This is a genomic window from Selenomonadales bacterium 4137-cl (genome assembly GCA_032334055.1).
Classification (GTDB): Bacteria; Bacillota; Negativicutes; order Sporomusales; family UBA7701; genus Anaeroselena; species Anaeroselena agilis.
On record JAUOZS010000001.1, the window covers coordinates 4,038,332 to 4,050,575 of the forward strand.

At 63.9% G+C, this 12,244-nt stretch carries 11 protein-coding genes; 6 read left to right on the forward strand and 5 right to left on the reverse strand.

The features are described 5' to 3' along the window. Positions 1-385 precede the first annotated feature (385 nt). A complete protein-coding gene (locus Q4T40_20690; GenBank protein MDT8903652.1) occupies positions 386-2,326 on the forward strand; it encodes an aconitate hydratase in 1,941 nt (646 codons plus the stop codon). Further along, positions 2,319-3,314, forward strand: coding sequence for an isocitrate/isopropylmalate dehydrogenase family protein (locus Q4T40_20695; GenBank protein ID MDT8903653.1), 996 nt, complete (start codon positions 2,319-2,321; stop codon positions 3,312-3,314). The genes Q4T40_20690 and Q4T40_20695 overlap by 8 nt, the downstream gene beginning before the upstream one ends. Before the next feature lie 99 nt (positions 3,315-3,413). Here Q4T40_20695 and Q4T40_20700 read toward each other — a convergent pair whose 3' ends face one another. Genes Q4T40_20700 through Q4T40_20720 form a run of 5 tightly spaced genes read right to left on the reverse strand, consistent with a single transcriptional unit; the run spans position 3,414 to position 7,911 of the window. Beyond that, the gene (locus Q4T40_20700; GenBank protein ID MDT8903654.1) at positions 3,414-4,538 is read right to left on the reverse strand and encodes an ABC transporter permease; all 1,125 of its coding nucleotides are present in this window, start codon (positions 4,536-4,538) and stop codon (positions 3,414-3,416) included. Beyond that, positions 4,535-5,440 carry an ABC transporter ATP-binding protein gene (locus tag Q4T40_20705; protein ID MDT8903655.1) on the reverse strand — a complete coding sequence of 302 codons (906 nt, stop codon included), beginning with the start codon at positions 5,438-5,440 and terminating at the stop codon, positions 4,535-4,537. The genes Q4T40_20700 and Q4T40_20705 overlap by 4 nt, the downstream gene beginning before the upstream one ends. 1 nt (position 5,441) lies before the next feature. Continuing rightward, entirely contained in the window at positions 5,442-6,341 is a 900-nt protein-coding gene (locus tag Q4T40_20710) for an ABC transporter ATP-binding protein (protein ID MDT8903656.1), read from the reverse strand. After that, positions 6,338-7,312, reverse strand: a complete 975-nt coding sequence (locus Q4T40_20715; protein MDT8903657.1) for an efflux RND transporter periplasmic adaptor subunit — start codon at positions 7,310-7,312, stop codon at positions 6,338-6,340. Before Q4T40_20715 ends, Q4T40_20710 begins: the two co-directional genes overlap by 4 nt. Beyond that, entirely contained in the window at positions 7,309-7,911 is a 603-nt protein-coding gene (locus tag Q4T40_20720) for a TetR family transcriptional regulator (protein MDT8903658.1), read from the reverse strand. The genes Q4T40_20715 and Q4T40_20720 overlap by 4 nt, the downstream gene beginning before the upstream one ends. A gap of 218 nt (positions 7,912-8,129) precedes the next feature. Between Q4T40_20720 and Q4T40_20725 the strand changes: the two genes are divergently transcribed. The 4 genes from Q4T40_20725 to Q4T40_20740 all read left to right on the forward strand — a co-directional run bounded on the left by Q4T40_20725 (position 8,130) and on the right by Q4T40_20740 (position 12,229). Then, a complete protein-coding gene (locus Q4T40_20725; GenBank protein MDT8903659.1) occupies positions 8,130-8,873 on the forward strand; it encodes an NRDE family protein in 744 nt (247 codons plus the stop codon). Between the two features lie 107 nt (positions 8,874-8,980). Then, positions 8,981-9,595, forward strand: a complete 615-nt coding sequence (locus Q4T40_20730; protein MDT8903660.1) for a hypothetical protein — start codon at positions 8,981-8,983, stop codon at positions 9,593-9,595. An 83-nt stretch (positions 9,596-9,678) separates the two neighbouring features. Further along, on the forward strand, positions 9,679-10,866 hold the full coding sequence (locus tag Q4T40_20735) for an anaerobic nitric oxide reductase flavorubredoxin (GenBank protein ID MDT8903661.1): 1,188 nt from the start codon (positions 9,679-9,681) through the stop codon (positions 10,864-10,866). A gap of 214 nt (positions 10,867-11,080) precedes the next feature. After that, positions 11,081-12,229, forward strand: coding sequence for a type III PLP-dependent enzyme (locus Q4T40_20740; GenBank protein MDT8903662.1), 1,149 nt, complete (start codon positions 11,081-11,083; stop codon positions 12,227-12,229). The last annotated feature ends 15 nt before the right edge of the window (positions 12,230-12,244 follow it).

The window sequence follows — 12,244 nt, forward strand, 5'->3', positions numbered from 1 at the left end:
TCTTTACAAGGAATGTTATAATGTACCCAAAAATCAATGTATTAATGGGGGATGGGATACATGTATACGCAAAAAGGCAGCCGCGTCGATCTTGAACTGGTGCTCGAGGAACTTAAGCATGTCGAGCCCGTGCAGACCGTTTTCGCCGAGCACTAAGCGCCGGCACTGCCGCAGGGGTATGCCGCGGGATCCGGGACGGGTCCGGGCGCCCGGCTTTGTGCAGTTGTGACCCGGTTTTCCATTCCCGTACAATACAATTGCTGTTTCAAGCTGCGACAGAGTGGTCGTGGACGCTGTTTTCGCCTGCCGTCCGTCTTGAAAGAGCAGTTGTTATTTTTTTAGCCAGCGGCCTGAGCCGCGTATATTGGGCAACGGAGGAAACGCGATGGGAAAAACGCTGACAGCCAAGATTCTCGCCGCTCACCTTGTGAGCGGCTCGCTTGTTCCGGGGACGGAAATCGGTATCGGCATCGATCAGACCCTGACCCAGGATTCCACCGGCACGATGGCCTACCTGCAGTTCGAGGCCATGGACGTGCCGCGGGTCAGGACCAGGCTGTCGGTGGCGTATGTGGATCATAACACGCTGCAGTGCGGATTCGAGAACGCCGACGACCACCGCTACATCGAAACGGTGGCCGCCAAGCACGGGGTGGTGTTTTCCAGGCCGGGCAACGGCATTTGCCACCAGGTTCATCTGGAGCGATTCGGCCGGCCCGGTTGGACGCTGCTGGGCTCGGACAGCCACACGCCCACCGGGGGCGGCCTGGGGATGCTGGCGATCGGCGCGGGCGGCCTCGACGTGGCCGTGGCGATGGCGGGCGGCGCGTATTACCTGACGATGCCCAAGGTCTGCCGGGTGGAGCTTGTCGGCAAGCTGCCGCCGTGGGTGGCGGCCAAGGATGTGATTCTCGAGTTGCTGCGCCGTCTGACGGTAAAGGGCGGGGTGGGGCGGATTTTCGAGTACGGCGGGCCGGGAGCGGCGACTTTAAGCGTGCCCGAGCGGGCGACGATCACCAATATGGGGGCCGAGCTGGGGGCGACGACGTCGATTTTCCCCAGCGACGAGGCGACCAGGGCGTTTTTGGCCGCCCAGCAGCGAGGCTGCGAATGGGTGCCGCTGGCCGCCGATCCTGACGCGGTTTACGATGAGACGGTGACCATCGATCTCGGCAGGCTGGAGCCGCTGGTGGCGGCGCCCCACAGCCCGGATAATGTGGTGCCTGTGAACGAGGCGGCGGGGACGAGGCTCGATCAGGTGGCGATCGGCAGCTGCACGAATTCGTCGTTCAGCGACCTTTATAAGGTGGCGAAGATCCTCGAGGGCAAGCGGGTCGATCCCGGGGTGTCGCTGGTGATCGCCCCCGGCTCGCGGCAGGTGCTGGGCATGTTGGCCGATTGCGGCGCTCTGGGCGTACTCATCCGCGCCGGCGCCCGCATCCTCGAATGCGCCTGCGGGCCGTGCATCGGCATGGGCCAGGCGCCCCGCTCGGGCGGGGTGTCGCTCAGGACTTTCAACCGCAATTTTCCCGGCCGCAGCGGCACGCCCGACGCCGGCGTATATCTGGCCAGCCCCGAGGTGGCGGCAGCGAGCGCTCTGACCGGGATGATAACCGACCCCCGCCACTTGGGCGCGCCGCCCGCGGTTGTCGGCGACGATGCCGCCGGCCGCAACGCCGGCGACAATCTGTTCGTTTTTCCGCCGGCTAACGGCAACGGCCTGGCGGTGGTGCGGGGGCCGAACATCAAGCCGTTCCCCCGGGCGGCCAAGCCGCCCGCCGAGCTTGCGGCGGCCGTTGTCCTCAAGGCGGGCGACAACGTGACGACCGACGACATCATGCCGTCCCACGCCGGCCTGCTGCCGTACCGTTCGAATATCCCCCACCTGGCCGACTTTTGCTTCAGCGGCCTGGACGCGTCTTTCCCGGCCCGGGCGAAGGCGGCGGGCGGCGGCATTATCGTCGCCGGGTTGAACTACGGGCAGGGTTCGAGCCGCGAACACGCCGCCCTCGTGCCGCTGTACCTGGGCATCAAGGCGGTGATCGCCAAGTCGTTCGCCCGCATTCATCGCGCCAATCTGATCAATTTCGGCATCCTGCCCCTGCTGTTCGCCGACCCGGCCGATTACGACGCGCTGGCCGCGGGCGAGACGCTGACATTCGCGGGGTTGACGGACCAGATCGCGGCCGGGGCGGCTTTGGCGGCGCGGACGGCCGACGGGCGGACGGTGAGCCTGAAGCTGGAGGTGACGCCGCGGGAGCGGGAGGTCATCCTTGCCGGCGGCCTGCTCAACCTGGCCGGGAAGGGAGGCGGCGTCCATGCATAGGGTGACGTTAATTCCCGGCGACGGCATCGGGCCGGAGATCAGCGCGGCGGTTCAGGAGATTTTCGCCGCCGCGGCCGCGCCGGTGCTGTGGGATGTCCACTTTGCCGGCCAGGGCGGCATCGACCGCTGCGGCGACCCGCTGCCGGAGGCGACGATGGCCAGCATCAGGGCAAATAAGGTGGCGCTGAAAGGGCCGCTTACCACTCAGGTGGGGGAAGGGTACCGCAGCATCAACGTCACGCTGCGGCAGACGCTCGACCTGTACTGCAACCTGCGGCCGGTCAAGTCGCTGCCGGGGGTGAGGAGCCGCTACGAGGGCATCGATCTGGTGATCTTCCGGGAAAATACGGAGGATCTTTACGCTGGCGTCGAGCACCGCGTCGGCCGTTACGCGGCCGAGTCGGTCAAGATAATCACCACGGAGGCGTCGGTGCGCATTGCCCAGGCCGCCTTCGCGTACGCGGCCCGGCACGGCCGGAAAAGGGTGACAGCCGTCCACAAGGCCAACATCATGAAGCTGACGGACGGGCTTTTTCTGGCGAGCGCCCGCGAGGTGGCCAAGCTTAATCCGGATATCCGCTACGACGAGGTGATCGTCGACAATCTTTGCATGCAGCTGGTGATGCGTCCGGAGGAGTACGACGTCCTTCTCGCTCCCAACCTGTACGGGGATATAGTTTCCGATCTGTGTGCCGGCCTGGTGGGCGGCCTCGGGGTGGTGCCGGGGGCGAACCTCGGCGAGGGCGGGGCGGTTTTCGAGGCGGTGCACGGCACGGCGCCGGACATCGCCGGCCGGAACGCGGCCAACCCGGCGGCTCTGCTGCTGTCGGCGGCGATGATGCTGGACTACCTCGGCGAGGGGCCGACCGCCGCGCGCATCCGTGCCGCCCTGGAGGCGGTGCTGGCCGAGGGCCGGGCGGTAACGCCCGACCTGGGGGGCAGCGCGACCACCCTGCAGATGACGGATGAGATAATAAGGAAGCTGTGAGAAAACGCCCTGCCGGGATGGCAGGGCGTTTTGTTGTTTTTGATTGCTAAGAATCGCAGACTGTGCGCCGGCAGCGGGGGCTTATCAACGGCCGGAACCTTAAGCGATTTTCTTCTGGAATTTCTTGATTGCGATAGCCAGTACCACAGTTATGAACACCGTTAGGGCCATCACCTGGGTCCACAGGACGGTGATGCCGACGCCTTTGAGGATGATGCCGCGCAGGATCTGGAGGTAGAAGGTGAGCGGCAGGAGGTTGCCCAGCCAGTTGAAGAACAGGGGCATGGATTCGCGGGGGAACATGAAGCCGGAGAGAAGTACGCTGGGCAGGAATACGAAGAAGGACATCTGCATGGCCTGCATCTGGGTTTTGGCGAAGGTGGAGATAAGCACGCCGAGAGCCAGGGAGGCGATGATGAACCATGAGGTGAGCAGGTAGAGGAGGCCAAGGCTGCCGCGGACCGGCAAATCGAAGACGACGATGCCGACGAGGAGGGCGACGGTGGCCTGAACGTAGCCGACGACGATGTAGGGGATGATCTTGCCGAGCATGAGTTCCCAGGTTTTCATCGGCGTGACGATGAGCTGTTCGAGGGTGCCGCGCTCGCGCTCGCGGACGATGGCCATCGAGGTTATCATGACCATCGTCATGGTGAGGACGATGCCGAGGATGCCGGGGACCATGTAAAAGGCGGTGACGAAGTCGGGATTGTACCAGGGACGGATGCGGACGTCAAAGGGCGGGTCGATCTTCTTGCCGGTGACGCCCTGCAGGCGTTTTATCATGATTTCCTGCGATTTTATCTGCCCGACGAGCTGGGCGGCGCTGATGGCCGACGAGGCGGCCATCGAGTCGGAGGCGTCGACGATGACTTGTACGGCAGCGCTGCGGCCGTGTTTGAGGTTTTCGGCGAAGTCGGGGGGGATGACGACCCCTACTTTTGTCCGTCCCGATTCGACGGCGGCGGCGACCTGTTCGTGGCTTGTGGCGATCTCGGTGATGTCGAAGTATTCGCTGGCGGTTAGAGCGGACAGGAAGTCGCGGCTGTCCTGCTGGAGCGACTGGTCGTAGACGGCGGTGGGCAGGTGCTTGACGTCGGTGTTGATGGCGAAGCCGAACACCAGGAGCTGGACGATGGGCAGGCCGATCATCATGGCGAAGGTCAGCCGGTCGCGGCGCATCTGGATGAATTCTTTTATGAGCAGGGCTCTGAGACGTCTCATGCTACCGCCTCCTTGCGGTGGGATTTGACGAGGTAGACGAAGACGTCTTCCAGCGACGGGTCGATGACGGCCGGGCCGTAGGCGGCCAGCCGGCCCTCCTGGCCGGGGGCGGCGAGGACATGGACGCTGGCGCCGAAGGGGTAGACGTCGAGGAAGGGGTCGTCGCCGCCTTCAAGCTCGGCGAGCAGGGCCATGGGCTCGGGGGTGGGGATGGCGAGCAGTGTGCCGGGAAGGCTTTTTTTGAGGTTGGTGGGGGTGTCGCTGGTGAGGAGGGCGCCTTCGTAGATGAAGCCGATTTCGTCGCAGTGCTCGGCTTCGTCCATGAAGTGGGTGGTGACCATGACGGTGGTGCCCTGGCGTGACAGGTCGTAGATGATATCCCAGAAGAGGCGGCGGGATTTGGGGTCTACGCCGCCGGTGGGTTCGTCGAGGAAGAGGATGGGCGGGTTGTGGAGGATGGAGCAGCCGAGGGCCAGCCGCTGCTTCCAGCCGCCGGACAGGTTGGCGACGAGCTCGTGCCGCCGCTTTTCCAGGCCGGCGAGGGCGAGCATGGCGGCGATCCGCTCTTTTTCCACGGCCGGCGGCAGGCTGTACATGCCGGCGTAGAAGGTGAGGTTTTCGCTAACGGTCATGTCGTCGTAGAGGCTGAATTTTTGCGACATGTAGCCGATTTTGTGCTTGATGGCCTCGCTGTCGGCGGCGATGTCGAGGCCGAGGACGCGGCCGCCGCCGGCGGAGGGGGCGAGGATGCCGCAGAGCATGCGGATGGTGGTGGACTTGCCTGAGCCGTTGGGGCCAAGGAAGCCATAGATGCTGCCCTGGCGGATGTTCAGGGTGACGTTGTCGACGGCGGTGAAAGATCCGAAGCGGCGGGTGAGATTGTTAAGCTCGACGGCGTACATGTCAGGCCACCTCGCTTGCGAGGGCGACGAAGACGTCCTCGAGGGTGGGGGGTATCTCGGTCAGCGATATTATGGGGACGCCGGCGGCGTTTAGGGCGGCGCGGACTTCGGCCGCCGCGGCGTCGGCGTCGGCGGCGACGAGATGGTATTTGTCGCCGAAGGGGTTGATGTCGAGCAACGAGCTGTCGGCCAGCAATTGCTTGACGTTTTTGCCGGGGGTGGCGAGTTCCAGCACTTTGTGGGGGTATGCCCGGCGCAGGCCGCGGGGCGAGTCGCAGGCGACGATGCGGCCGTTGTACATGAAGGCCACGCGGGTGCAGAGTTCGGCTTCGTCCATGTAGGGGGTGGAAACGAAGACGGTGGTGCCTTCCTTGTTGAGCTTGTAGAGCATCCGCCAGAATTCGCGGCGTGAAACGGGATCGACGCCGGTGGTCGGCTCGTCGAGGACGTAGAGGAGCGGCCGGTGCATGAGGCCGGCGGCGAGGGCCAGCTTTTGCTTCATGCCTCCCGAGAGGTTGTCGGCCAGGCGGTCTTTGAAGGGCAGCAGGTTGGTGAAGGACAGGATGGCGGTGGCCCGGGACGCGATTTCTCCTTCGTCCTGGCCGTAGAGCGAACCGAGGACACGGATGTTCTCCATGACGGTGAGGTCGCCGTAGAGGCTGAACCGCTGCGGCACATAGCCGAGTTTGTCCTTGACCTCCTCGGGGTTGGCGGCCTCCAGGACGCGGAGGCTGCCGGACGTGGGGGCGAGGATGCCGGTGAGCATGCGGATGACGGTCGTCTTGCCGGCGCCGTCCGGGCCGACGAGGCCGAAGATCTCGCCGGCGGCGACGTTCAGGGAGACTTTGTCGACCGCCAGGTTTGCGCCATAGCTTTTGACGATGCTATCGAAGACGATCATTTTATTACCACATCCGCGGGCATGCCGGGTTTGAGGATGCCTTCGGCGTTGTCGACCTTGACCTTGACGGCGAAGACAAGGTTGGCCCGCTCGCGCTGGGTAATGCTCTGGCGGGGGGTGAATTCGGCGTTCTGGCTGATTTCCTTGATAGCGCCGGGGAAGATGCGGCCGGGGAAGGAGTCGACTCTGACGTCCACCGGCTGGCCGACCTTGATGAGGCCGAGCTGGGTGGAGGCGATGTAGACCTTGACCCGGCAGTCGTTCATGTCGCCGATGGTGGCGATGGCCGAGCCGGGGTTGATGTATTCGCCGTTCTCGAAGTTTTTCGTGAGCACTACGCCGCTTATCGGGCTGGCGACGACGGTGTCGGCGAGCAGGGCGCGGCTGGCGGCGACGATGGCCTGCGATCTTTTGACCTCGATGCGCTGGGCTTCGATGGTGTCGGGTCGGTTGCCTTCTTCGACGAGGCTCAGGCGGGACCGGGCGGCTACGAGGGCGCTTTGGGCCACTTCGTAGCTTGATTGGGCGGCGTCGAGCTGTTGGGCGGAGATGGCGCCGCTGTTGTAGAGGGCCCGGTAGCGCTCGAGGTCGGACTTGGCCTTGTCATACACCGCCTGGGCGGAGGCGAGGCTGGCGGCCGTTTCGCGGCGCTCCTGGCTGCGGGCGCCTTTTTCAAGGTCTTCGAGCTGTACTTTGGCTTTGACGAGGGCGGATTCGTCGCGGAGGAGCTGGGCCTCCAGGTCGGGGCGGGCGATGCGGGCTATCACTTGCCCGGTCTTGACGGTGTCGCCGGCCTCGATTTTGAGTTCGCCGAGGTAACCGTTGACCTTGGGCATGACGTCGGCGCGGGTGACCTCGATGGTGCCGGTGGCGGTGATGCCGTCCTCGCGCGCCATGTAGAGCTTGTAGCCGGCGATGGCGGCGAGGGCGAGGAAGACGACCGCTCCGACGATGATAAGCCGCTTGTTCATTGTTTCTCCCTCCTGATGCCGTTTAGGTAGATGGCGAACGCCTGGGCAACGTACTTTTCGTCGCCGCGGTCGGGAACGGGCAGCAACTGCCGGGCGAGGGGCTTGACGATGAAGTAGAAGTTGAGGATGCCGGCCAGCGATATGCAGGCAAAGTCGACGTCAAGGTCGGGGCGGAAGTCGCCGGCGGCGACGCCGTCGGTCAAGGCCTGGTGGAGAAAGGAATAAATCCGCGGGATATATTTTTTGACGACCGCCTCGAGGCCGCTGGTGGGGCTGGTAAGTTCGCCGTGCATGATGCGAAGCAGGTACGGGCGCCGCTGGTGGACGCCGGCGATCAGCGAGGCGTAGAGGGTGAGGCGCTCGACGGGCGGCAGGGGCGGCATGGTTTTTATGCGCTCGAGCGCCTCGGCGATTGGCTCGAACTGGTACTCCAGCATCGCGTGATAAAGGCCCTCCTTGCCGCCGAAGTGGTATGAGACGGCGGCGACATTGGCGCCGGAAGCCTGGGCAAGATCGCGGACCGATACGGCCGCGAAGCCCTTGTGGGCAAAGAGGGTGGATGCCGCTTCGAGCAACTTGGCGCGGGTATCTTTTTCCATATCGTCACCTCGTAAACAAACGATTGTTTAAAACGTTTGTTTTAAAAGTAGCACGACACGCGCCTGTCTGTCAAGATATTTATGCTAAATAATGGCACAATATTATCGGCCGGTGAAGGCGGGGAATATAGGCAGGTGGAGGCGGGGACGGCGGCGAACAAGGTCGGAAGGCGGCTTTGTCCGCTGGAATATGGAGATATGGATAATAAGGAGTTTTCATGTGTCTGATCGCGTTTGCATATAAGGCCCATCCCCGCTTCAGCCTCGTGGTCGCCGCCAACCGGGACGAGTTCTACCGCCGGCCGACCGCTCCGGCCGGGTTCTGGCCGGAGTGCCCCGGCGTGCTTGCCGGGCGGGACCTGGACCGGGGCGGGACATGGCTGGGGGTGACCCGCGACGGGCGGTTCGCGGCTCTGACGAATTATCGCGACCCGGCCGAGAACCGGCCCGACGCCCGGTCGCGCGGCGAGCTGGTGCGCGATTATCTATGCGGTGCGCTGACGCCCCGCGGGTACCTGGAGCGGGTGCGGGCCGCCGGTGGGGAATACAACGGGTTCAATCTGCTGGTTGGGGACTCAACGGGTTTGTGGCACTATTCCAACCGTACGGGCGTTGCTACGGCGGTGACGCCCGGCGTCCACGCCCTGAGCAATCATCTGCTCGATACGCCGTGGCCGAAGGCGGCGAGGGCGAAAGCGGGGCTGACTGAATGCCTGGCCGGCGCGGACGAGGACCTCGCGGCGGGGCTGTTCGCGGTGCTGGCCGATGACGTGCCGGCGCCTGACGCGGCCTTGCCGGATACGGGGGTGGGGCTGGCGTGGGAGCGGATGCTGTCGCCGGTCTTTATCGCGAGCGCCGATTACGGGACACGCTCGTCGACAGTGGCGCTGCTGGGCGAGGGCGGGGCGTGGTTCGCCGAGCGCACTTGGCCGGGCGGGACGGAGCGGGTATATCGGTTTTAAGTGTGGTGGAGCAGGCATCGGTTGCGCGGCTTTTCGCCGGGGCGGACGAATTGTTTTGCGGCGGCGGCGCAAGCTAGACAGTAGGTGGTCTAGGCGGGGAGGACGGGATGCTGCAGGAGCGATGGGCCGCGTTGGCGGCGAGAATCGGCGGCTGCACGGACGCGGCGCGGGAGGTTTATGAGGCGGTGGCCGGCGCGTACGGGAGCGGGGCGCGGTTTTATCACGGGTTTGAGCATCTGCGGTGCTGTCTGGCCGAGTTGGATGTGGCCGCCGGCTATGCCGCCGACCCGGATACGCTTGAGTATGCTTTGTGGCTGCATGATTTGGTGTGCGAGCCCGGCAGCACGGCCAACGAGACGCTTAGCGCCGCCGCCGGCCATTTTTTCGCCGGGCGGCTGGGCGCGCCGCCGACCTTCGCCGACCGTGCCGCGACCCTTATCCTCGCGACCCGTCACGACCGGCCGCCGGTGGATGGTGACACCGCCCTGCTGCTTGATATCGACCTGGCGGTGTTGGGTGATCCGTGGCCGGCGTTCGCCGCTTACGAGGCGGGCGTCAGGCGCGAGTACGCGTATGTGGCGGCTCCGCTCTACGCCCGCCGCCGACGGGCGTTCCTCCGCTTGCTGCTGGCGCGTGACGGCATTTTTCACAGCGCATTTTTCCGGGAGCGCTGCGAGGGGCAGGCCAGGCGCAACCTGGAACGCTTGCTGGCCGCGCTGTGACGAGGGCCGCAAGGATTAGCAGGAGCGCCGGATAATGGCGACGAAGTAATCTGTTAAGATATATTTCCGGGAGGCGAAAGGCGATGGGTTTTATGATGAAGGATAATATCACCTGGGTGGGCAAGGTCGACTGGGAGCTTCGCCGCTTCCACGGCGAGGAATACCATACCGAGCGGGGCTCGAGTTATAATTCCTATCTGGTCAGGGACGAGAAGACGGTGCTGATCGACACCGTCTGGGCGCCGTTCGCCAAGGAGTTCGTCGCCAAGCTCAAGCGCGAGATCGATCTGAAAAAGATCGACTATATCGTCGCCTGCCATGGCGAGATCGACCATAGCGGCGCCCTGCCCGAGCTGATGCGCGAGATCCCCGACACGCCCATTTACTGCACGGCCAACGCGGTCAAGTCCATAAAGGGGCAGTACCATCAGGACTGGGATTTCCGGACGGTGAAGACGGGCGACAGGCTTAGCCTCGGTTCGAAGGAACTGGTGTTCATTGAGGCGCCGATGCTCCACTGGCCGGACAGCATGTTCTGCTACCTGACGGGCGACGCGGTGCTGTTCAGCAATGACGCTTTCGGCCAGCACTACGCGTCGGAGAAGATGTTCAACGATCTGGTCGATCAGGGCGAGCTTTACCAGGAGGCGCTCAAATACTACGCCAATATCCTTACGCCGTTCAGCAGGCTGGTGGACAAGAAAATCAAAGAGGTTGTCGGCCTCGGGCTGCCGGTGGCGATGATCGCGCCCAGCCACGGCATTATCTGGCGGGACAACCCCCTGCAGATTGTGGAGATGTACGCCAAATGGGCGGCCGATTACCAGGAGAATCAGGTGACGATCATATACGACACGATGTGGAACGGCACCCGACGCATGGCCGAGGCGATCGCCCAGGGCATCGGCGAGGCCGACCCGGCGGTAACGGTGAAGCTTTTTAACTCGGCCCGGTCCGACAAAACGGGTATCATCGGCGAAGTTTTCAAGTCCAAGGCGATTGTCGTCGGCTCGCCGACGGTCAACAAAGGGGTACTGTCGTCGGTCGCCGGCATTATGGAGGAGATCAGGGGCCTGGGGTTCAAGAACAAGAAGGCGGCGACGTTCGGCGCCTACGGCTGGAGCGGCGAGGCGACCAAGGTCATCGGCGAGGAGCTCGAAAAGGGCGGCTTCACTCTGGTGGGCGACGGCGTGCGGGAGTTGTGGTATCCCGGTGAAGAGGCGATCGCCAATTGCGTGCGGTTCGGTCGCGAACTGGCGGGCAAGCTGTAGCGCCGAGCCCTTCCGCGGCCTGGTTTCGCGGCTGGTCGGGAGACGTTAAAATTCCGCTTGCACTTTCGGGGGATTGTGTTAAAATCATAGCGTATGTTTGATGGGTGTCTGACGAAGAACCCGACTTGAGCCGGTTACTTTGGGCGGAGTCCGGGTTCTTCAGTCTGCGGAAATTGAAGGTTTCCGCTAGGACCAGAAAGGCGGGGTGATTTACATGCAATCCTATTTTAAGCTCACCCGGGCGGCGACCGAGTCGCTGGCGGAAAAGTACGGCACGCCGCTGCTGGTCCTGTCGCTCGACCAGGTGAAGGCTAACTACCGGTTCCTTACCGAGCACCTGCCCGGCGTGAAGGTCCACTACGCGGTGAAGGCTAACCCCGAGCGGCGCCTGGTGGCGGCGCTGGCGGAAGAGGGCGCGCGCTTCGATGTCGCTTCCGACGGCGAGATGCTCGACCTGGCGGCGATGGGCGTGTCCCCCGACCGCATCATCTACGCCAATCCGATCAAAACGGCCGGCGGACTGGCGGTTGCCCGCCGCACCGGCGTTAATAAGTTCACCTTCGACAGCGAAAACGAGATCGGCCGCATCGCCCGGGCCATTCCCGGCGGTACGGTGCTGCTGAGGATCAAGGTCGAAAATCCGCAGGCGCTGGTCGATCTCAACAAGAAGTTCGGCGCTCCGCCCGAGGATGCCCTGCGCCTTCTTCGGCTGGCCCGCGAGCAGGGCCTGGACGTCGCCGGGCTGTGTTTCCACGTCGGCAGCCAGTCGATGAGCGCCAAGGCGTATACCGACGCCATCAAGGTCTGCCGGCGGCTGGCCGATGCGGCGGCGGCCGACGGGTTCAAGCTGCGTTATCTCGATATCGGCGGCGGGTTTCCCATTCCCACTCCGCAGGATAATGTCGACGTGGCGGCGATGGCGTCCGAGATCCGCGCGTCGCTGGCGGCGTCTTTCCCGGATACCGAGATATGGAGCGAGCCGGGGCGCTTTATCTGCGGTACGGCCGTCAACCTCATCACCAGCGTGATCGGTATCCAGACCCGCAACAGCCAGCTGTGGTATTTCCTCGACGAGGGGCTTTACGGGACTTTTTCGGGGGTGATTTTCGATCACTGGGATTTCGAGCTGGAATCCTTCCGCGCGGGCGAACGGATCGCCGCGACCTTCGCCGGTCCGAGCTGCGACTCGTTCGATGTGATGTTCCGCGATAAGCCGACGGTGCCGCTGGCGGTGGACGACGTAATTCTGGTGCCCAACTGCGGTGCGTATACTTCGGCGTCGGCGACGACTTTCAACGGTTTTTCCAAGGCGAATATCCTCATCTGGGAGGAAGTCCGGGCCGGGTTGGCCGTAAAGGTGTAGCTTTTTCGCAATAAA